We start from the raw sequence: 20,851 nt of genomic DNA, 5'->3' as shown, positions 1-20,851 counted from the left end.
TTTTCCCCATGCGCTTGGCGCCCCTTGCCGGTAGCATAGGCGCCTCTTTTTCAGTTTCGCCAGTACGGAGATAAACGCATGACCTGGTTGAAATCCCGACGCCTTCAGTACCTGTTGGCCATCACTGCTCTCTTTTTCTCGCTGATGGTTGTACTGCGCGCCGTGTTTTATTTCGGCTTTTCCCCTTTGTCCGGTGACAGTGACATCGCCACCGACACCATTCTCACCGCCTGGGGCATTGGCCTTCGCTTTGACTTGCGCCTGGCCCTGCTGCTGATGCTCCCGCTGGCGGCCCTGGCCTACCTGCCCTGGCTGAACCTGCTACGCAGCAGCATTGCCCGCTTTGTGGGTCATGCCTACCTGCTGCTGGCCCTGTTGCTGGTGGTGCTCACCTATATTCTCGATTTTGGCCACTACGCCTACCTGGGCGACCGGCTCAATGTCACCGCGTTACGTTTCCTGGAAGACACCGCTATTTCCACCCAGATGGTCTGGGAAAGCTACCCCGTTATCTGGATTACCCTGGGCTGGCTGCTCACCACCGCGCTCACCTTCTGGGCCGCCCTGTGGATTGAGAAAACCTTGCTCGGCCGTCCGCAAACCCGCATTGCCAAAAGCCAGGCCACACTCGGCTTTTTCGTCTGTTTCGCACTGTTCTTCTTTGCAATTCTGGGTCGGGTCAGCGACATCAATATTCTTAACCCGATCCCGCTGCGCTGGAGCGAAGCCTTCGCCACCGGCAACAAAGCGGTAGGATCGCTGGGGCTAAACCCGGTGCTGTACTTCTACGACACCACCCTCATCCCTGCCTCCCCCTACGACAAGGACGCGGTGAAAGAGTATTACCCCGTCATGGCGGATTATCTGGGCATTCCGGCAGAGCAGCGCCAGGAGCTCAACTTCGACCGTGTTGTGGATGTGCAGTCCCACAAACTGAATTACGACCAATCGCCGAACGTGGTATTCGTGATGCTGGAGTCCCTCGGCGCCAGCCGTGTCGGCGCCTACGGCACCCCGTTCAACCCCACCCCGCATCTGGACCAGATTGCCGACGACGGCTGGCTCTTCAAACACTTCTACGTACCGGTTACCGGCACCGCCAAAACCATCTGGGCCACCTTCACAGGCATTCCTGATGTGGCGCCTACGGAAAGCGCCAGCCGTAACCCTCTCACCAGCCATCAACGCATGGTGCTGAATGAATTCAAGGGCTACCGCAAATTCTACTTTGTCGGCGGCAACGCCGGCTGGGCAAACATCGACGGGCTGATTAAGCAGAGCATTGACGGGATTGAGCTGTACGAGGAAGGTGACTGGAAAGCGCCCAACGTAGACGTATGGGGCATTTCCGACCTGGAGCTATTCCGCGAGTCCAACCAGATTCTCGACGACCTGCCCAACGATCAACCTTTCTTTGCCTTTATCCAGACCGCCGGCAATCACCGCCCCTTCACGATCCCCGAAAAGAACGGGGATTTCGAAGTGCGCGATATGCCGGAAGAAGAGCTGAGAGAGCACGGGTTCCGCAACCCCGCCCAATACAACGCCGTGCGTCTGCTGGATTACAACGTGGGCGAATACATGAAAATGGCACGCGCCAGTGACTATTTCGACAACACGATTTTTGTATTCTTCGGCGACCACAACAATCGCATTACCACCATCCCCCACATGCCACCGGCCATGGAAAAACTGGGGCTGGAGAGCAATCACGTGCCACACATGATTTATGCACCGGCTTACCTGAAACCCCGCGTTATTGAACAATCAATGGGGCTAACCGATGTGATGCCCACCATCGCCGGCATGCTGGGCCTGACCTACCGCAACACTACCCTGGGCCGGGACATTCAGAGTCCCGCGCCAGAAGGCGACCGCGCCAGTTTTGTGGTCATGCAGGAAGGGCCGCGTCCGGTGTATGGCGCCCTGACCAAGGATTACTTCGTGCGCATGAATCACGATGGCAGCAATGCCACCCTCCACGACCTGCACAGCGACGACCCGGAAACCGACCGCGCCGAGCAGCACCCAGACGTGTTTGAAAAACTCTATGACCTGGCCCGCGGACAATACGAAACCGCGCGCTACATGTTCTACGACAACGTGGACAACAAAGAAGACAAAGCGCAGCAATAGGAATTGAAGCAACGCTTGATGTCTGACGCCACAAGCTCGACAACAACAGGTGATCCTGGCGCCTGTTGTTGTCAGCGTCAGAGGCTGTTTTTTCTAGTCATGCCGGCCCATCACCGACCCCGCCAGCCGGGTGACCCAAACCCCGGGCAAGAATCGTGTTACCGCGACCATCAGCTTATACATGGCACCGGGTACCACCACCGCTTTCCCCGCCATTAGTCCCTGCAAACCTGCAGCGGCTACCCGATCCGCCGGCATCATCGCCTTTTCCAGATCCTGATCCATTTTTTCACGGGCCAGAGACGAAAACTCGGTACGCGTGCCACCCGGACAGAGCGCCGTCACCACCACACCAGACGATTTCAACTCTTCGTGGAGCGCTCGACTCAAGTGCAGCACTGCAGCCTTGCTGGCCGCATAGGTCGCCATACCGGGAATAGGAAACCAGGCGGACACTGAGCTAACATTCAGCACCCAGCCCTGCCCGCGCTGAACCATGGGAGCAGTAAAAGATTGTGTCAGCGCCAGCAGGCTGCGCACGTTCACATCCACCATGCCCAGCTGATCGACCGGGGACAGTGACAACAAGGGTTTCTGGAAGCCGAAGCCGGCATTGTTGATCAGAATGTCTACCTGCCTGCCCAGCACCAGCGTCTGTTTATACACCGCATCAGCGGCTTGCGGATCAGCAAGATCAGCGGTAATCACGTCCACAGTGACAGTGCTCAACTCCCTGGCCAGCGCATCCAGCCGTTCAGTGCGACGCGCCACCAGAATCAGATTGCAGCCGGCCGCTGCCAGCTGGCGTGCCATTTCTGCGCCAATACCACTGGAGGCGCCGGTAATTAACGCGGTTTTTCCTGAAAACATTTTTTGCTCCAGCTTTCAGCCGTGAATACCCTGACCAGGTTCAAGGCACCTGTAGGAACGTAGCGTAGCGGAGTAACGCCCGCCAGGGCGGCCCGCAGGGTGAGCGCAGCGAATAATTCCCTTCCAGGGGACGAATCGAGCGATAGCGAAGCGACCGAAGGGAGTGATTTCCAATTCCTGAGGGACAGAGAACGTTTGTGATATCTGAACCGTTTTCCTCGCTGTCGCTCGGTTCGTCCCTCAAGAGGAACTCCTACAGCGGCTTCGTAGAAATGCCAAAACCTGGAACTTTTCGCATTTCCGAATCAAATCGAGCGTAGCTCTTGTACCCCAAAAACAAAAAACCCGGCACAAGGCCGGGTTTTTCTGGTGCTTAACTGCGAGCTGTTTTACAGCTTGCCGTCCAGCTCCGGTACAGCTTCGAACAGGTCAGCCACCAGGCCGTAGTCCGCCACCTGGAAGATGGGGGCTTCTTCGTCCTTGTTGATAGCAACGATGACCTTGGAGTCTTTCATGCCGGCCAGATGCTGAATGGCACCGGAGATGCCCACAGCAACGTACAGGTTCGGCGCAACGATTTTACCGGTCTGACCGACCTGCATATCGTTGGGTACGAAGCCTGCGTCAACGGCAGCACGGGATGCACCCACGCCAGCGCCCAGCTTGTCAGCCAGCTTGTACAGGATTTCGAAGTTGTCACCGTTACCCATGCCACGACCACCGGAGATCACGATCTCGGCAGAAGTCAGCTCAGGACGGTCAGACTTGGCCAGCTCTTCGCCCACGAAGGAGGAAATGCCCGCGTCTTTTGCAACGTCGATGTTTTCAACAGAAGCAGAACCGCCTTCTGCTGCAACGCCGTCGAAAGAAGTACCACGCACGGTGATCACTTTCTTGGCATCGCCACACTTAACGGTAGCAATAGCGTTACCGGCGTAGATCGGACGCTTGAAGGTGTCCGCATCAATTACGTCGGAGATCTCGGAGATCTGGGCCACGTCCAGCAGAGCCGCCGCGCGGGGCGCGAAGTTCTTGCCGGTGGTGGTAGCAGCCGCCAGGATGTGGCTGTAATCCGCACCCACTTCAGCAACCAGGTCACCAATGTTTTCAGCCAGCTGATGCTCGTAGGCATCATTGTCTGCGCACAGTACCTTGGAAACGCCATCAACCTTGGCCGCTTCTTCAGCAACAGCACCACAGCCTTTACCGGCTACCAGTACAGTGATGTCGCCGCCGATTTCTTTGGCAGCAGCAACCACACTCAGGGTAACTTTGTTGAGCGCGGCGTTATCGTGTTCGGCGTAAACTAATACACTCATCAGATCACCTTCGCTTCGTTCTTCAGTTTCTCGACCAGCTCGTCAACGGAGCCAACGATAATGCCAGCCTGACGCTCGGCCGGTGCTTCCACTTTCTCGGTGGTTACACGCGGAGTCAGGTCAACGCCCAGATCAGCTGCGGTCTTGGTGTCCAGCGGCTTTTTCTTGGCTTTCATGATGTTCGGCAGAGACGCGTAACGCGGCTCGTTGAGGCGCAGGTCAGTGGTAACCACTGCCGGCAGGCTCAGCTCAACAGTCTGCAGGCCACCGTCGATTTCACGGGTCACCTTCACTTTACCGTCAGCCACATTCACTTCAGAAGCGAAGGTACCCTGCGGCATGCCAGCCAGCGCAGCCAGCATCTGGCCAGTCTGGTTGTTGTCGCCATCGATAGCCTGCTTGCCCAGAATAACCAGCTCAGGCTTCTCTTCATCAACAATGGCTTTCAGCGCTTTGGCGATGCCCAGCGGCTGAACGTCTTCGTCGGTTTCGACCAGGATGGAGCGGTCAGCGCCCAGAGCCATGGCAGTACGCAGCTGTTCCTGAGCGGTCTTGGGGCCGATGGAAACGGCAACGATTTCGGTAACTACACCCTTTTCTTTCAGACGCACCGCTTCTTCTACAGCGATTTCACAAAAGGGATTCATGGCCATTTTAACATTGGCGAGATCAACACCAGTGTTGTCAGCCTTCACGCGAACCTTGACGTTGTAATCAACGACTCGCTTGATGGGTACAAGAACCTTCATAGGATCCTCGGAATGTTCCATTGGGTGACTTGTAGAAGGAGGCGACATGACGCCGTTGCCGGGTCCACCCCCGCGAAAGAGCCGCTATCTTGAACGCTCGCCCACAACAGGTCAATAGGCCGAAAATCTGTAAGCAGATGATTTTGCTGCAAATAGACCACACAAAGTGTCCACTTTTTGTGACCTGTCGGTCGGCGATTTTCTTGTAAATCAACCATCTAGCAAGAGATAATCCAAACACTTGTTTGAAAGTGCCCTGCGCCGGTTCAAATGTTGACACAAGTTCGCGTCCGCAGGGTCAACCCCAGTAGTGGTGTGGTTTCTTCTATCTCTATATACTCCGCGCCACCCCAAGGCTGGTCTCGGTTGGCCACTGAGAAAGGTTTTCTGTTACCACTAATGTCAGAACATCTTTCTCAGTGGCTCCCGGGCCAAACACGCAATCGATAGCGAGGAGACAGGCTGTGGAACGCGAATCTATGGAAGTCGATGTAGTCATCGTCGGCGCCGGTCCTTCCGGTCTGGCAACTGCCTGCCGTCTGGGTCAGATCGCCCAGGAAACCGGTCAGGAAATCAGTGTTGTTGTGGTAGAGAAAGGCTCCGAAGTGGGCGCCCATATCCTTTCCGGTGCGGTGCTTGAGCCGCGCGCCCTGAATGAACTGTTCCCCAACTGGCAGGAACTGGGCGCCCCGGTGAACACCAAGGTCACCGGCGACGATATCTTCTTCCTCACCGGCCCGGAAAAGGCACAGAAAGTGCCCAACATGTTCGTCCCCAAAACCATGCACAACGAAGGGAACTACATTATTTCCCTGGGTAACCTGTGCCGCTGGCTGGGCGAGCAGGCCGAAGGCCTGGGCATCGAAGTCTTCCCCGGCTTCGCCGCTACCGAAGTGCTGTACAACGAAGACGGGTCTGTTAAAGGCATCGCCACCGGCGATTCCGGCATCGGCCATGACGGCGAGCACAAGCCCAGCTACACCCCGGGCATGGAACTGCACGCCAAGTACACCATCTTTTCCGAAGGCTGCCGTGGCCATCTGGGCAAGCAGCTGCAGGAAAAATACAACCTGCGCGAAGGCACCGACCCCCAGCACTACGGTATCGGTATCAAGGAACTGTGGGACATCGATCCCGCCAAGCACCAGGAAGGCCTGGTCGTTCACACCGCAGGCTGGCCGCTGACTGAATCCGGCTCTCCGGGTGGTGCTTTCCTGTACCACATTGAAAACAACCAGGTTGCCCTGGGTCTGATCACCGACCTGGCCTACTCCAACCCGCACGTTTCTCCATTCGATGAGATGCAGCGCTGGAAGACCAACCCGGAAATCAAGAAGCATCTGGAAGGCGGCAAGCGTGTCTCTTACGGCGCCCGTGCCATCGTCAAGGGCGGCCTGCAGTCTCTGCCCAAGATGACCATTCCCGGTGGCCTGCTGGTTGGCGACAACGCCGGCACGCTGAACTTCGCCAAGATCAAAGGCACCCACACGGCCATGAAGTCCGGCATGATCGCTGCCGAAGTACTGGCTGAAGCACTGAAAGCCGGCCGCGGCAGCGACGAGCTGACCGAATACAAGGATGCCTTTGAGAAGAGCTGGGTGTACGAAGAGCTGCACGCGCAGCGCAACTTCGGCCCGGCCCAGCACAAGTTCGGTAACCTGATCGGTTCCGCTTTTGCCTTTGTCGACCTGAACCTGTTCAACGGCAAGCTGCCCTTCACCATGCGCGATACCACCCCGGATCACGCTACCCTGAAGCCGGCTGACCAGAGCAAGAAAATTGACTACCCGAAACCGGACGGCAAGATCACCTTCGCCAAGCTGGACAGCGTGTTCCTGTCCAACACCAACCACGAAGAAGATCAGCCCTGTCACCTGACGCTAAAAGATCCGAGCGTGCCGCTTGAGGTTAACCTGCCCAAGTGGGACGAGCCGGCCCAGCGTTACTGCCCGGCGGGCGTGTACGAAGTGGTGGAAGACGAAAACACCGGCGAAAATCGTTTCCAGATCAACGCCCAGAACTGTGTCCACTGCAAAACCTGTGACATCAAGGACCCGACCCAGAACATCAACTGGGTGGCTCCGGAAGGCACCGGCGGCCCGAATTACCCGAACATGTAAGTGCGACGTGAGTCGCCTTAGTTAGCGTATGGAGTGTTGTCCTGCGGCCGCTAACCCCTTGTTCTGCAAGGGCTAATCTCTTCGGAGATGCCGCTCCCTAAACAGCGTATCCCAAGGCCGCAGGCTAGGAACAGCCTGTGGCCACAAGCCATGAGCTGTTCCTGTGTCTAACGCCCAGGGGCAGTTCCAGAGGCTCCCCGCCTCTTCATACCCGCCTGGCGGGGAGGTGCTTGCGCCTCCCCGTTATGGCACTCTTTTGAGTGTTAGAGCCAAAAGAGGAGGGTCGAACATGAACTGGTCATCGTTCTTTATTCTCTCGCTGTTCCATATCGGAATGGTCCTGTTCATCCTTGCCAACATGTATGTGCGTTGGTACGAACGGCAGGAGAAGGAGAAGCAAGAAAAGTAGCCCGTTTATAGACGTCCCCTCTTCGCGTGGGCCTGTTCAGCAGGTTCGCCACGTGCTCTATTCCCTACTCATCACGAGAAAGTGTGATCGGTTCTTTCATCCTGAAAGACCGGGAAATCTGTATGACAAAGGAGCCCCCGCTCGTCGTTATATCTGGCGATGTCCGGGGTAAACCCACCCTACTCCTGCGTCATTAAACGCTCGACAACGCAGCGCTAACACGTGCGCGAAGTCTTGCGCGTCATTGTCTCGTATCGACACCCGACTGGGTTTGGAATGTCGGTAAGTGAGACCCGTTGTGCAGCCAACGGTAGCCTAGGGGTACTGCATCTCTGGTAACGGAGTTGTGGGAAGCGCCCTGACAATGTAGCCCCCGTTTACGGGCCTGAATGCCGCGAGGCAGACAGTGGAGGATGTGAGTAATCCGCATCCAAGGCGCTAGGCTGGGAGGTATGGTTAACGCAAGTGAACTGTTGATAAACGTCGTTATCGGGATTGAGCCTAGGATTGCTAGCAGGCTCTGGCCAAAAGGCATGTGGTTGGTTGTGGCGCTTTACATTCGCCCCACGCTGCCATCAAACCACCGGCGGAAAGACAGGACCTAACCCTTTCATGTGACACGTAAGGTACACGGTAAGCCCGTATCTCCGCCCCGCTGATATATAGCGGGGCAGGCTCGACGCAAGAAGAGCTGTTGGGGGTGCGGGTACAGGAGAGTGGAGAAAGCGAAGGCCGCGCTGTAATGGCGAGGATACCGGGATTAAACGTGCCCGGCAGCGAAAGCTGTGCCCACTTCCACTTGGTCTTTTATCGCGAGAAGACCAGCTGAAACCCGTCCCGAAATAGGCGGCCAAATGAGAAAGGTGTGCCTCGCGGCCCACCCTATCGGGTCTTTCATTTTCGGGTAAACATGTCGCCAGGAGTGCGGACTTTAGTGTACGTACTCCTGACCGAGTCGTACGTCCGTGCGCCTGTGACAATTCACAGGAAAATAGCATGAAAGAGCACGACTCGGTAAACCGCGACGTGTCTGCATTTTCCGGCATACCTGACCACTGGCACCAGATTGACTGGCGCCGGGTGGAACGGAATGTCCGGGGTATGCAGGCCCGCATCGCGAAGGCAACGAGGGAAGGCAGATGGCGTGAGGTGAAAGCCTTGCAACGGATGCTGACCCGCTCGTTTTCCGCCAAAGCATTGGCGGTGAGACGGGTGACGGAGAACCGGGGCAAGCGGACGGCAGGTGTCGACCGCGAACTCTGGAGTACACCGCAAAGCAAGTGGGACGGCATCAGCCGTCTGAAGCAGCGAGGATACAAGGCGCGGCCACTACGGCGCGTCTATATCCCCAAGGCCAATGGGAAGAAACGCCCTCTGGGCATTCCCACCATGACAGATCGCGCCATGCAGGCGCTATATCTGTTGGCTTTGCAGCCGGTCGCTGAAACCTCGGGTGATCCGAACTCTTACGGGTTCCGGATCAATCGCTCGACGGCGGACGCGATCTGCCAGTGCCACCAAGGGCTGGGCAAGCCAGGTTCCGCTCAATGGGTGCTTGATGCAGACATTGAGGGGTGCTTCGACCACATCAGTCATGACTGGCTGATCGCTAATATCCCCATGGACAAGGGGATGCTGCGCAAGTGGCTGAAAGCCGGGGTCGTTGACTTTGGAACGCTGAAAGCCACGACGGAAGGAACGCCGCAGGGGGGCATTATCTCCCCCACGCTGGCAAATATGGCATTGGACGGGCTGGAACCGCTGCTCGCTGAACACTTCGGTGAGAAGCGCAGCAAGAAAGCCCGGAGGTTCAAGGTATACATGGTGCGATACGCGGATGACTTTGTGATTACCGGCAACTCGAAAGAGGTGCTGGAGGAGCAAGTCTTACCCTTAGTCAGGCAGTTCCTCGCTCAGCGAGGACTGTGCCTATCCGAGGAGAAAACCCGTGTCCGCCATATCACCGAGGGCTTTGATTTTCTTGGTTGGCATGCCCGCAAGTTCGGCGGCAAACTGCTGATAAAACCGTCACAGAAGAACGTGAAGGCCTTTTACAGCAAGACCAAGAGCATCATCAGTGCCAACAAATCCGCCAAGACGGGGAACCTGATTGGACAGCTAAACCCGGTAATTCGTGGGTGGACGCAGTACCATCACCATCAGGTAGCCAGCGAGGTGTTCTCAAGCATGGATGCTCTGATTTTCAGGGCACTATGGCGCTGGGCAAGGCGACGACATCCAAAGAAGGGAGCCAACTGGGTACGGAAGCGATATTTCCACCCCATCGGTAACCGGACGTGGACATTTGCCGCGCCCGTCAAGGATGAGAAAAGCGGTGAAGACAGGCTGCTTTCTTTGCGTTACGCCAGTGACGTGAAGATCAAGCGGCATCAGAAGGTGAAAGCGGAATTTAACCCGTTCGACCCTGCTTGGGAATTGTATGGCGAAACCCTGCGACAAAAGCGTCTGATTCAGGCGCGAGGCTTCAACCGTCAATGGGTAAGGCTGTACGAAGAACAGGCTGGCCGCTGCGCACTATGCCAGCAGCCACTGGGCGAGGAAACCGGATGGCACGACCACCATATCGTGTACCGCTCTCTGGGCGGCCCGGACATCCTAGCTAACCGGGTGCTCTTGCACCCGGTCTGTCACAACAGGGTCCATGCCCTGAATCTCTCTGTCTCGAAACCGGCTCCTTCGGGGGCTTAGAAAAGGCTTGAGCCGTATGCGGGGAAACTCGCACGTACGGTTCTTAGGGGGCTGGGGCGCAGTAATGCGCCCCGGCTACCCGACTTCCCGTCACGGCTTCCGTGTCACAAACAAAAAAGGCGCCTTTTCAGGCGCCTTTTTTGTTATGGCCGGACTGTCAAACCCTGACAGCCCGGCAAAAAGGGTCAGGCCAGAGGTCTCTGCAGACGCTGGATAACCCGGGCACGCTGCTGCGCACGGTTCTTGCGCAGGCGGTACCAGGCCAGACGAATGCGATAATCAAGGGCATCCATCATCGCCAGCGGAGGCATGGCCGGCATGTGCAGGTCCGGTTTGCGGGACTGAATCCGTACCGGGGCTTCAAGTGTCTGGGTTTCGTTGTGCTTCATGGTCTCCTCCCTGTCTGATGACAATATGGAGTGGCTGGGCTGTGATTGGCCTCCATAATGCAATCAGGTTTATCATCAGTAAATCGAAAAGAACTGCACCTATCGTTCAATTTTTCTGAAAGGTTAACCATGCCACCCAACACCCCTCTCCAGCCCCTGCTGGATACGGAAATCCTGCGCAGTTTCGTGGCCATTGCTGAAACCGAGAGCTTCACCCAGGCCGCCAACGAAGTGTTCCGCACCCCCTCTGCGTTGAGCATGCAAATCAAGCGCCTGGAGGAACAGGTTGGCCAACGGCTATTTCTCCGCGAAGCCCGGCGAGTCAGCCTGACCGCCGAAGGGGAAGCCATGCTCGGTTACGCCCGGCGGCTACTGAAACTGAACCAGGAGGCGATCAGCCACTTCACCGCCCCGGAGCTGGAAGGCACCGTACGGTTGGGCACCCCGGATGATATCGGCACCCGCATTCTGCCCCAGGTGCTGACCCAGTTTTCCCGCTCCCACCCTGCGGTGCAGGTGAATGTGATTGTCGGTCGCAGCGCCGACATGTTGCAGCAACTGGATGCCGGCAAACTGGACCTGATTATGGTGACCACGGGCAAACAGGCGCGGCCGGCACGGGGGGAAGTGGTGCATAGCGAGCCGCTGGTATGGGCAGGCGCCCAGAGTGGTATCGCGGTCACCCAGAATCCTCTGCCCCTGGCTTTGGCCAGCCAGGGCTGCCCCTGGCGCAAAATGGCGCTGGAAGCGCTGGACCACAGCCAGCATCGCTACCGGGTCGCCTATACCAGCGAACATTGTGCCGGCCAGGAAGCTGCCATGCAGGCAGATCTGGCCATTGGCCCCTTCCCCCTCAGCCTGATCCAGCCACCCTTGCAGCAACTGGGTGACGAATACGCCCTCCCCGAACTGGGCGATTATCAGATCGCCATGCTTTACCGTGGGGAAGAAGGGTCAGCCACCCACGTACTCGCCGGTCATGTACGGGCGGTCTTCCGGGCACTGCGGTTATAGTGGGCCACAACGCATGCCGAGAAACGATACAAATAATTAATTTTGTCTCATTGTTTAATGAATACATCCTCGTTAGCATAAATTGAAACGAGCGTATGACCGGCTTAGCCGCCGGCTTTCGAGGATGAACAACAATGACCGCACAAGCCTCTGCTTTCGACAAAAAAAACCGGCTTGAGAACCAATGGCCGCCCCCCCTCAGCGCCAAAGAGCTGGACCGCACATTCCCCGGCATTCTGGACAGCACCGTCATGTTGTCTGCCGGCGCCAATATCATCATGCAACTGGCCCTCCCCGCCGTCGGTTACGGCGTTGCCGAGAGCCGGGTGAAAAGTGGCTCCGTTTTGCACCGCCCGTTCAAACGCACCCGCACCACCTTTACCTATCTGGCCGTGGCCATGATGGGCACCAACGAGGAAAAACTGGCCTATCGCAAGGCCGTCAACGGGGCGCACAGGCAGGTCTATTCCACCGACAGCTCGCCGGTGGAGTACAACGCTTTCGATCCCGAATTGCAGATGTGGGTGGCCGCCTGCCTGTATTGGGGCTTTGTGGATACCTACCAGAAAGTTAACCGGACGCTGAGCCACGCGGAGCAGGAAGCGTTCTACCGGTTATCTCACCCGCTCGGCACCACCTTGCAGGTGCGCCAGGACATGTGGCCAAAGGACCTGGACGGCTTTGAGGCGTACTGGCAAAACGGCCTGAAGCACCTGAGCATTGATGAGCGTGTGCGGGATTTTCTGATGATCATCGCCGACCTGAAATTTCTCAACCCGGTCAGCCAGTTCCTGTTCGGCCGCTTCAACCGCTTCATCACCACCGGCTTTCTTCCTCAAGAACTGCGCGATCAGATGCAGCTGGAATGGAACGACGACAAGCAGCGCAAATTTGAACGCTTTGTGCGGATGGCTGGCCGCATCAGCCGCCTCTTTCCTAGCCCTATTCGCCAGGCCGCTTATCTGCTGCCGCTCTGGGACTTCCGTCGCCGGCTGAAAAAAGGCAAACCGCTGATTTAAGGTTATCGCGGACGCGCGTAAACCTGTCGCACTGTGCCGGAGGCTAGCGCCGGCGGCCTGACGCTAAGCCCGGGAGGACAATCCCGCGATACCGGCCACCTCCCCAGGCAGCAGGTCACGGCTCTCCCCTGGGGCCAGGCTTTCATCCAGAACCAGATGACCAATAGCCAGACGGTGCAACGTCAGCACCTTGTTATCGAAACGTCCGAACATTCTCTTGATCTGGTGATAGCGGCCTTCGCACAGCCAGACATCCGCCTCGTAAGCACTGCGAATCCTGAGCGTCGCCGGGCGTGTCTTGATGCCCTCGAATGCGAACCACATGCCTTCGGAAAATGCGGTCACATACGCCTCCGTCAAAGGCTGCTCCACCGTCACCCGATAGTGCTTGCGAACCTGACTCTGCGGCTGACTCAGCTGCCGGGACCAGACGCCATCATTGGTCAACAACACCAGGCCGGTGCTGTTGAAATCCAACCTGCCGGCCAGATGCAAACCCCGGGGCTGTGACGCAGGCAACAAATCCATCACGGTGGTGTGCTGATCGTCACTGGTGGCACTGACCACGCCGGCGGGCTTATTCACCATCAGGTAACGCGGCGCTTCACTTTGCAGTGGTTGACCGTCCAGCTCTACCCGATCAAACGGGCCGATTCGCTGCTGGCGATCCCGTACCGGCACGCCATTTACCCGCACCCGCCCCGCAGCCAGCACTGGTCGCAGCCCGCTGCGGCTGACTTGCAGAACCTGGCTGAGAAAACGATCGAGACGGTGGTGGCGGCTTGGCATCGGCACAGTTTACCTGCCGGCCATTCAAACCGTGATAGCTAAATGCTATTTAGCCATTAGAAAAAGACTATTATGAAAAGAGAATACAAACAGTTCCCATTAGCAGTCATAATTTTACCAAGAGCACCCAGGATAACGCTTTGCTCCACTGCCGCTGGGCCGTTATCCAAATGCTCACTCCGCTGTCACTACAGGATTGCCATGTCGACCTTTCCCTATCGCCTGACCGCACTGACACTCGCCTGTTTCACCGCCTCTTTTGCCCATGCAGCCGAGGAACAGAGCCATGTGCTTGAAACCGTAAAAGTACAAAGCAGTGCCGACGCCTCCAAGGAAGGTCTTAGTGAAGCGTACGCCGGTGGCCAGGTGGCCGAAGGCGGTTCTCTGGGGATCCTTGGCAAGCAGGGTAGCCTGGAAACCCCTTACAATTTCACCAACTACACAGAACTGCTGATCGAAGACCAGCAAGCGGAGAGTGTCGGTGATGTGCTGCTGAATGATCCGGCGGTCCGTGTTGCCCGCGGCTTCGGCAACTTCCAGCAAGTCTATCTGGTGCGCGGCCTGCCGGTGTACTCCGACGACATGAGCTACAACGGCCTGTATGGCCTGCTCCCTCGCCAATACCTGTCTTCGGAGTTCATTCAGCGCGTTCAGGTATTCCGCGGTGCTAATGCGTTCCTGAACGGCGCAGCGCCCGGCGGCAGTGGGCTAGGTGGTGCAATCAACGTACTGCCCAAGCGCGCCCCCAATTATGCGGTGAATCAGTTTACCCTCGGCGTGGAGAGCGGCGGCCAGGGTTACGGTGCTGTGGATCTGGCGCGCCGTAGTGACGACGGCCGTGCCGGCATCCGTATCAACGCCGCCCGCCGCGATGGCGACACCGCTGTGGATGGCGAGAACCAGAAAATATCCATGTCACATATCGGTGTGGATTTCCGCGAAGAGAATCTGCGTCTCTCCGCCGATCTGGGCTTCCAGAAATTCAGCATGGATGCATCCATGCCCAGCATTACCTTTGCCTCCGGCGTGCCAATCCAGAAAACCCCGGATGCCGACAAGAGCATCGCCCAACCCTGGACTTACTCCAACTCTGAAGACCTGTTTGGCACCCTGCGCGCCGAGTATGACTTTGCGGATAACGTCACCGCCTGGCTTGCTGCCGGCGCGCGCCGAGGCGAAGAGGAAGCCATCTTCGCCAACCCCACCGTCAACAACACCGCCGGCGATTACACTGCAAACAGCTTCGAGAACACCCGCGAAGACACCGTTATCACAGGTGAAGCAGGGGTCCGCTGGGATATCGCTACAGGGCCGGTGAAGCACACACTGAGTCTGTCTAGCGCCAGCTATGAACTGGACTCCAAAAACGCCTATATCTTTGGCTTTGGCGTTACCGGCAATATCTATAACCCAATGACCGCCCCTATGCCGGCACCGGGGTTAATCGGTGGTGAACTGAACGATCCCAAAACCACCATCAAAACCCAGATGCGCAGCGTCGCACTGGCTGACCAGCTTGCCATGCTGGACGATAAACTACTGGTGACGCTCGGTGCCCGCTACCAGGAAATCGAAGACACCAGCTACGACTACAACACCGGTGATCGAGGCAACAAGTATGAAGACAACGATGTGACTCCGTCCGTTGGTGTGCTGTACCGCCTCACCGATTCCGTCTCCCTCTACACCAATTACATCGAAGGCCTGGTGGCTGGCGGTAACGCTCCCGCCAACAACAACAGCCAGCCGGTGGCTAACGCCGGGGAAACCATTGCTCCCTTCACCACCGAACAGACCGAACTGGGTATGAAGTTCGATGCCGGCACCCTGGGCGGTAGCGTTTCCCTGTTCCAGAGCAAGAAGCCCATCACCGGTTTCGACGGCAACAACAAGTTTGAAATCGTAGACGACCAGACAAACAACGGCCTGGAATTGATGGCCTACGGCAAGCCACTGGACAGCCTGACGGTGCTCGGCGGTGTCAGCCTGCTGGATACCGACGTGGATGGTGAAGACGCCATCGGCTCCCCGGACACCCAGGCCAACCTGAATGTGGACTGGGCTGTCCCCGGCACGGAAGGCCTGTCCCTGGACGGCCGCGTGATTTACACCAGTTCCCAGTATGCGAATGCCGCCAACACCCAGAAAATACCGGACTGGACCCGCCTGGATCTCGGTGCCCGCTATCTGATCCCGGTCGGAGACGCTAAGATGCTGACCCTGCGCGCCCGGGTAGAGAATGTGGCAGATGCGGACTACTGGGCTTCCGCCGGCGGCTTCCCCGGCTCCAGCTACCTGACCGTAGGCGCTCCGCGTACCGTTATGCTATCTGGCACCTACGAATTCTGATCCCAGGGAAACGCCCCGGCCTGTGCCGGGGCAATCTTTTATGAAACAAAGCACGTTCCGAATCTGGTCCTCCCTGCACACCTGGACCAGCCTGATCAGCACCGCTTTCCTGTTAATGCTTTGCATCACCGGACTGCCGCTGATCTTTCATGATGAACTCGACAGCGTTCTCCACAGTGACCACTGGCAACCCGCCAACCCTGACGGTGCGCTGCTGAGTCTGGACGATATTCTCGAGCAGGCGGCGCAGCACCGCCCTGGTGAAGTCCCGCTGTACATGAGCTTCGATATCGACCGCCCGGTTATCAACGTCACCAGTGGTCCCGCGCCGGACTCCCCCGGCCGCGACATGACCATGGCATCTTTCGATCGAACCAGCGGCGAGCCGGTACCCGGTCACGATGGCTTCGACATCATGGAATTCCTGCTGCAACTGCACACCGACATGTTCCTGGGCTTACCCGGCATGCTGTTCCTGGGCGCCATGGGCCTGCTGCTGATCATCGCCATTGTGTCCGGCGTTGTGCTCTACGCGCCCTTCATGCGCAAACTGGAATTCGGCGCCTTGCGCACCCAGCGCGCCAAACGCATCAAGTGGCTGGATTACCACAACCTGCTGGGCATCGTGACCGTCGCCTGGCTCACCGTGGTGGGCCTCACCGGAGTGGTGAACAGCCTTGCGGACCCTATCACCACTACCTGGCGAACCCAGGCACTGGCCGACCTGACTGCCGGCTACCAGGGCGACACCGTTCCCACCCCGGCTGAGATGGCCTCGCTGGATGATGCTGTCAAGCAGGCAGTGGAAGCAGCGCCAGACATGACCCTGCAATTCGTGGCCTTCCCCGGTGGCTCCTGGTCCACCAACTATCACTACGCCATTTTCCTGCACGGCAACACGCCGTTGACTTCGCACATCACCACACCGGTACTGATTGATGCGCGCACCGGCGAGTTTGCCGGCATGCGGGAGATGCCCTGGTACAACAAGGCACTCGCCCTTTCCGGCCCGCTACATTTTGGGGATTACGGCGGATTACCGCTGAAGATTCTCTGGTTTGTGCTGGACCTGTTTACCATTGTGGTGCTGATGACCGGCCTGTACCTGTGGTGGGTGCGGCGACGTAACAGCAACGCTGGGGGTGCATGATGAGCCGAACCTTTGCCCTTCCGCTGTTCATCGGTATCACCAGTATCGTGGGGCTGCTGGCCGCCCTGCTCGGCGAGGGTGTCTACGACGCGGTGTCGTGGTTGGGCCTGGGCATCCCGGTGGCCGCCGTGATTTACGCCTACGCCAAACGACACTGACCCACGCCATAACAGACGACTGTAGGAGCCCCACTTGAGGAGCGAACAGCGACGGAGAGGATCGAAACTCGTCTCACCACAGAGCAAAAGGCACAAAGACAATTAATCGTTCTACCCTGTGATCTCCATTCCCTCTATGAGAATTGGCAAATGTCTTTTCAGGGTTGGATTTCGCCCCTCAAGTGAGGCTCCTACAGAAAAGAAAAGCCATTAGAAGCGCACGGTAACGGCCGAAATAAACGCATCGCGAGTACCAATAAATCCATCGTATTCCAGCATCACCGATAGCCGCGGCGTTACGTCCCAGTTGGCTCCCGCCACCAGATTCCAGCGATCAGAATTACTCTGATCCACCTTGTAATCCAGCACCTGATCGGTACCCGGAATCGCCAGGCTACCGGCTGCCACCGTCCGCACATCCAGATAGTTACCGCCGGCAAACACCGTCAACCGCCCGGCCCGGTTTAATGCAAAGCCGCGCCCCACCCGCGGACTGACGGTCAAGGCACGCCCTTCCAGCGTGGTCTTGTCGGAATCGGTCCAGGTCACGTTAAACGGCACCAATAAAAACCAGTCCCGCCACCCGGAGGCCACCACGCCCCCGGCACCGTAATTCATCGGGCTAAGGTCCACATCAATGGGGAAACGCACCTGCTTGCCTTCAAACAGATAGCACACCGGCGGCCTGATGGCGCCGGTGCAATCCTTGCCGGTCTGAGCCAGCAGAATATCGCCATCCAGTTGAATATCCAGATCCAGATCCCCGTTTACCTGCCCGAAGGTGCCATACAGATTCAGGAACGGCAGCACCCAGGCGTCCACCTTGATCTGCTCGGTAATCAAGTCACTGTCGGCACCAAAGGACACGAACCGGAACGGCCGGGTGCCATTGCCATTAAAGCCCACTTCCAGGTTTTCAATCCGCATATCCTGGCGTACATCTGCCCGCAGCACGCCAATCCCGAAAGGCATAGGCAAATCATAGCCACGGGCCACCGCCTGCTTGCCCAGAAATGGCAGCGGGTGGTTCCAGTAACGGGGAACATCGTCGCCGCTACTGTCGAGCGCTGAGCGACGGTTGGGATAGTTATACTGGGACAGACCGGTGTTGGTCAGACGATGGTTCACCCGCACCTGACTGATATCCATGCTGGCCCCGGCTGACACCCCGGATTCGCTGGCAGTGAACAGCTCAATACCCGCATTGGCGGAGCCCAACTGCTCATCACTGTTGCCCACATTGGAACTTGCATTGGAGCGTAACAGCCACTTGCCCCGTGTGATCTGGTCGATCACAGCCGGGTCGCTAATCACCGCCACAAAGCGCTCCGCCCGCGCACCAATCCCCAGCCCCATGCGAACGGAATGAATATCCAGGTAGGTATGCGTGTCATCGCGCTGGTCGTGTAATACCGCCACCGACGTGCCACCCCCCAGGGGGCCCAGAAGCAAAACATCGGTGGTGCCGACAATGTAGCCCGGGGCTGCATCCAGTTTTTGTTGCAGCTCCGGCATCTCGACAGAGAACTGTTGCAGCGCCTTGTCGGTTTTCCAGTCAACCTGTTCGCGCACGGCATCCACATCAGCCACCGGCGTCCCCACACAGCCGCACAGCAATCCCATCACCCCAATTAACAGGAATACCTGTTTCACCAGAACAAACCACTGCCCCATTGACCGCTTCCCTTGTGAAGGACTTTTCTAACGCACCCTTGTGGCGTAATCGCGTTTACCGCAGTTTCATACCACGCCCACTGGATGGTGGACGGTTTCAGCGCCACTGTCACGTCGCAGACACAATGCGACAGGCAAGCACGGCTCAGTTGCTGCTGAACGGCGTAAACGCCGGGCCGCTTGCAGCACACTTCGCAGTGAAAGCCACCAAGGCAAAAATGTTTGGGGGTGGAAATGACGCTGAGGACACCACACAGGCAATCGGCGAATGAGGGACCGGGGTTGGCGGCAGGCTCTCCTTCCATGAATTCATGGCGCATCTGCCGCAAGACTTTCGGGCAGCGCGCCCGAAAGTCTCACAGGAAGGCAATCAGGGCTGAGTCGGTTCCGGCAAAGTGTATTCTCCCGAAATGACGGACTCCGCCGGCAGGTACACACGCAAATTGATCCAGAACGTTTCCGTTGGAATGATCAACTCATTGTCATGGCTGCCGTATTCCGACTCCGGCACGTAGTACAGATCAAAGCTCTTGCCATCCTCGTTGAGGGTAATTTCCTTGTTGCTAATGGTAGAACCCTTGTCCGTGTGCAAGTACTGGTCATCGCCATAAATTGTGATGGAATAAAACCCCAGGTCCGGGTCTGCCATACCAGGCACCGGATAGGTCGCTTTTAGTGCCTTGCCCTGCCCAGCCTGATAGGACGCCGTAAGGTAAACGGCTTCCTTGTCTGGCAGCAGCCCGGTGGCAATGGAAATGCCGCGATTTCTGTCTTCCTGGGACACCGGGTGTTCAAGCGTGCCCATCGTACCCATCACCCCTTCTTTCCCGGCAATGGCCACATACTTGGCATGCACTTTATTGAAATCATCCATGTTCCAGTTCGTGACTTTGAAAGGTTTGGGCTCATAGCCGTTGAGAAACTCGATTTTCAACTGATCCTGATAGCCATTGACCTTCTTCACATCACCCGGGCTGGAAGCGTCGACCTGGGTGCGGACATTGGCAACAAAAAAATCGCTGGTCTTGTCCGCCGGAATGACATACCGACCGGGACCATAGAAGGTTTTATAGGTCACATGATCATGGTTCCAGACATGCAGCGACTGATAGCGGCCATCTGTCTCCGGCAGGGTAATTGCCACGTCACCGCCACCATCGAGAATGGAGAAGGAATACAGGGTATCGCGGTTCATCATCGGCGCGGGCTGCTTGTCCAGCTCCATGATGGTGCGATGGTGATGCCATTGGGTGTTGCTCGCTCCCTGCACAAATTCCTTCTGCATGGCCAGGTCGGACATGGCCGTGGAATAATTCGCATCAGTCACCGCGACAGTATCCGCCACGGTTTTTTTCTCAACGCCAGCGCTTTTATCCACCGGTTCTTGTGCTTTCCCGGGCTCTTCCGAGCAAGCTCCGAGCATTATCGCCAAACCGACTACGATCCATTGTTTCATCATTATCAATGTCCTTATCGCTGAAGATGTAGGCAGATCCTAGCACAGCGTTTCACCGTAACCCGCGAGCCAGTACACACTGCCGCTACCCTGGAATGTTGACCATATCTCAGCCCCGGGAGGACCACAATCAGGGCTGCTTATCGAAGGTTTTCACCCCTTCCGGAATCTTGAACCAATCCTGTTTTTCGCTGATCCAGATATGTGCCTGCGGCTCAAGAATGCTGGTATCCGCCAGATTGGCTGGTTTGAGCTTGATACTGTCTGGCTCATCCGGGTTAACGTGATAAATGCGATTACCGCAGGTGGGACAGAACATTGCCGCACTGGTATTACCACTGTCAGCAGTACGCAGCCATTCGCGCATTTCACCGTGAAACACGATGTCTTTGGCGTGTACAACAGCGGTAAGGCTGAATGCACTGGTGGACAGCTTCTGGCAGGCCTTGCAATGGCAGGCCAGCACCTTCTGGGGTTCAGCCAATAACTGGTAGGTCACCGCACCGCACTGGCAAGCACCGTCGATTGGATAGATCGCCAT

At 57.3% G+C, this 20,851-nt stretch carries 16 protein-coding genes; 8 read left to right on the top strand and 8 right to left on the bottom strand.

Annotation, left to right across the window (positions count from 1 at the left end; all coding sequences use genetic code 11):
• Positions 1 to 78 precede the first annotated feature (78 nt).
• On the top strand, positions 79 to 2,136 hold the full coding sequence (locus F1529_RS11605) for an LTA synthase family protein (protein ID WP_155134897.1): 2,058 nt from the start codon (positions 79 to 81) through the stop codon (positions 2,134 to 2,136).
• A 93-nt stretch (positions 2,137 to 2,229) separates the two neighbouring features.
• On the opposite strand, the gene F1529_RS11600 is transcribed toward F1529_RS11605, so the two are convergent.
• From F1529_RS11600 to F1529_RS11590, 3 genes are all read right to left on the bottom strand, one after another.
• Positions 2,230 to 3,006 carry an SDR family oxidoreductase gene (locus F1529_RS11600; protein WP_155134893.1) on the bottom strand — a complete coding sequence of 259 codons (777 nt, stop codon included), beginning with the start codon at positions 3,004 to 3,006 and terminating at the stop codon, positions 2,230 to 2,232.
• A gap of 389 nt (positions 3,007 to 3,395) precedes the next feature.
• Positions 3,396 to 4,325, bottom strand: a complete 930-nt coding sequence (locus F1529_RS11595) for an electron transfer flavoprotein subunit alpha/FixB family protein (RefSeq protein ID WP_007148550.1) — start codon at positions 4,323 to 4,325, stop codon at positions 3,396 to 3,398.
• Complete coding sequence (locus F1529_RS11590; protein ID WP_007149354.1) at positions 4,325 to 5,074, bottom strand: electron transfer flavoprotein subunit beta/FixA family protein; 750 nt, start codon at positions 5,072 to 5,074, stop codon at positions 4,325 to 4,327. The genes F1529_RS11595 and F1529_RS11590 overlap by 1 nt, the downstream gene beginning before the upstream one ends.
• 464 nt (positions 5,075 to 5,538) lie before the next feature.
• Between F1529_RS11590 and F1529_RS11585 the strand changes: the two genes are divergently transcribed.
• Positions 5,539 to 7,194, top strand: a complete 1,656-nt coding sequence (locus F1529_RS11585) for an electron transfer flavoprotein-ubiquinone oxidoreductase (protein ID WP_039925869.1) — start codon at positions 5,539 to 5,541, stop codon at positions 7,192 to 7,194.
• A 1,405-nt stretch (positions 7,195 to 8,599) separates the two neighbouring features.
• Positions 8,600 to 10,312 (top strand): group II intron reverse transcriptase/maturase, encoded by a 1,713-nt coding sequence (gene ltrA / locus F1529_RS11580; RefSeq protein ID WP_155134890.1) that lies wholly within the window; start codon positions 8,600 to 8,602, stop codon positions 10,310 to 10,312.
• Positions 10,313 to 10,497: 185 nt separating this feature from the next.
• Here ltrA and F1529_RS11575 read toward each other — a convergent pair whose 3' ends face one another.
• The gene (locus F1529_RS11575) at positions 10,498 to 10,701 is read right to left on the bottom strand and encodes a hypothetical protein (RefSeq protein WP_063521714.1); all 204 of its coding nucleotides are present in this window, start codon (positions 10,699 to 10,701) and stop codon (positions 10,498 to 10,500) included.
• Positions 10,702 to 10,830: 129 nt separating this feature from the next.
• Between F1529_RS11575 and F1529_RS11570 the strand changes: the two genes are divergently transcribed.
• A complete protein-coding gene (locus F1529_RS11570; protein WP_007149636.1) occupies positions 10,831 to 11,715 on the top strand; it encodes a LysR substrate-binding domain-containing protein in 885 nt (294 codons plus the stop codon).
• 134 nt (positions 11,716 to 11,849) lie between these two features.
• Positions 11,850 to 12,734 carry an oxygenase MpaB family protein gene (locus F1529_RS11565; protein ID WP_155134887.1) on the top strand — a complete coding sequence of 295 codons (885 nt, stop codon included), beginning with the start codon at positions 11,850 to 11,852 and terminating at the stop codon, positions 12,732 to 12,734.
• Between the two features lie 63 nt (positions 12,735 to 12,797).
• Here the strand turns inward: F1529_RS11565 and F1529_RS11560 are convergent, their stop codons facing one another.
• Positions 12,798 to 13,523, bottom strand: coding sequence for a pseudouridine synthase (locus tag F1529_RS11560; protein ID WP_155137350.1), 726 nt, complete (start codon positions 13,521 to 13,523; stop codon positions 12,798 to 12,800).
• A gap of 201 nt (positions 13,524 to 13,724) precedes the next feature.
• Here F1529_RS11560 and F1529_RS11555 point away from each other — a divergent pair, with 201 nt between their 5' ends.
• From F1529_RS11555 to F1529_RS17540, 3 genes are read left to right on the top strand one after another with little or no spacing between them, the layout of a single operon-like run.
• Positions 13,725 to 15,872 (top strand): TonB-dependent siderophore receptor, encoded by a 2,148-nt coding sequence (locus F1529_RS11555; RefSeq protein ID WP_155134884.1) that lies wholly within the window; start codon positions 13,725 to 13,727, stop codon positions 15,870 to 15,872.
• 40 nt (positions 15,873 to 15,912) lie between these two features.
• Positions 15,913 to 17,022, top strand: coding sequence for a PepSY domain-containing protein (locus F1529_RS11550; protein WP_155134881.1), 1,110 nt, complete (start codon positions 15,913 to 15,915; stop codon positions 17,020 to 17,022).
• Positions 17,022 to 17,180: a hypothetical protein gene (locus F1529_RS17540; RefSeq protein ID WP_196220449.1), complete on the top strand. Its 159-nt coding sequence runs from the start codon at positions 17,022 to 17,024 to the stop codon at positions 17,178 to 17,180. The genes F1529_RS11550 and F1529_RS17540 overlap by 1 nt, the downstream gene beginning before the upstream one ends.
• Before the next feature lie 210 nt (positions 17,181 to 17,390).
• Here F1529_RS17540 and F1529_RS11545 read toward each other — a convergent pair whose 3' ends face one another.
• From F1529_RS11545 to F1529_RS11535, 3 genes are all read right to left on the bottom strand, one after another.
• The gene (locus F1529_RS11545) at positions 17,391 to 18,854 is read right to left on the bottom strand and encodes a hypothetical protein (protein WP_155134878.1); all 1,464 of its coding nucleotides are present in this window, start codon (positions 18,852 to 18,854) and stop codon (positions 17,391 to 17,393) included.
• Between the two features lie 370 nt (positions 18,855 to 19,224).
• A complete protein-coding gene (locus tag F1529_RS11540; RefSeq protein WP_155134874.1) occupies positions 19,225 to 20,313 on the bottom strand; it encodes a DUF1214 domain-containing protein in 1,089 nt (362 codons plus the stop codon).
• 127 nt (positions 20,314 to 20,440) lie between these two features.
• Complete coding sequence (locus tag F1529_RS11535) at positions 20,441 to 20,851, bottom strand: GFA family protein (protein ID WP_155134871.1); 411 nt, start codon at positions 20,849 to 20,851, stop codon at positions 20,441 to 20,443.

Origin of the sequence: Alcanivorax sp. VBW004 (genome assembly GCF_009718865.1) — a bacterium.
GTDB lineage: Bacteria > Pseudomonadota > Gammaproteobacteria > Pseudomonadales > Alcanivoracaceae > Alcanivorax.
This window is presented reverse-complemented; position numbering and strand designations above follow the sequence as displayed.

Excerpts from the sequence above, each read along its gene's own strand:
- F1529_RS11590 (WP_007149354.1), bottom strand. The coding sequence starts at position 5,074 with ATGAAGGTTCTTGTACCCATCAAGCGAGTCGTTGATTACAACGTCAAG.
- F1529_RS11605 (WP_155134897.1), top strand. The coding sequence starts at position 79 with ATGACCTGGTTGAAATCCCGACGCCTTCAGTACCTGTTGGCCATCACT.
- F1529_RS11545 (WP_155134878.1), bottom strand. The coding sequence starts at position 18,854 with ATGGGGCAGTGGTTTGTTCTGGTGAAACAGGTATTCCTGTTAATTGGG.
- F1529_RS11570 (WP_007149636.1), top strand. The coding sequence starts at position 10,831 with ATGCCACCCAACACCCCTCTCCAGCCCCTGCTGGATACGGAAATCCTG.
- F1529_RS11595 (WP_007148550.1), bottom strand. The coding sequence starts at position 4,325 with ATGAGTGTATTAGTTTACGCCGAACACGATAACGCCGCGCTCAACAAA.
- F1529_RS11560 (WP_155137350.1), bottom strand. The coding sequence starts at position 13,523 with ATGCCAAGCCGCCACCACCGTCTCGATCGTTTTCTCAGCCAGGTTCTG.
- F1529_RS11550 (WP_155134881.1), top strand. The coding sequence starts at position 15,913 with ATGAAACAAAGCACGTTCCGAATCTGGTCCTCCCTGCACACCTGGACC.
- F1529_RS11575 (WP_063521714.1), bottom strand. The coding sequence starts at position 10,701 with ATGAAGCACAACGAAACCCAGACACTTGAAGCCCCGGTACGGATTCAG.
- F1529_RS11540 (WP_155134874.1), bottom strand. The coding sequence starts at position 20,313 with ATGATGAAACAATGGATCGTAGTCGGTTTGGCGATAATGCTCGGAGCT.
- F1529_RS11555 (WP_155134884.1), top strand. The coding sequence starts at position 13,725 with ATGTCGACCTTTCCCTATCGCCTGACCGCACTGACACTCGCCTGTTTC.
- ltrA (WP_155134890.1), top strand. The coding sequence starts at position 8,600 with ATGAAAGAGCACGACTCGGTAAACCGCGACGTGTCTGCATTTTCCGGC.
- F1529_RS11600 (WP_155134893.1), bottom strand. The coding sequence starts at position 3,006 with ATGTTTTCAGGAAAAACCGCGTTAATTACCGGCGCCTCCAGTGGTATT.
- F1529_RS17540 (WP_196220449.1), top strand. The coding sequence starts at position 17,022 with ATGAGCCGAACCTTTGCCCTTCCGCTGTTCATCGGTATCACCAGTATC.
- F1529_RS11535 (WP_155134871.1), bottom strand. The coding sequence starts at position 20,851 with ATGGCGATCTATCCAATCGACGGTGCTTGCCAGTGCGGTGCGGTGACC.
- F1529_RS11565 (WP_155134887.1), top strand. The coding sequence starts at position 11,850 with ATGACCGCACAAGCCTCTGCTTTCGACAAAAAAAACCGGCTTGAGAAC.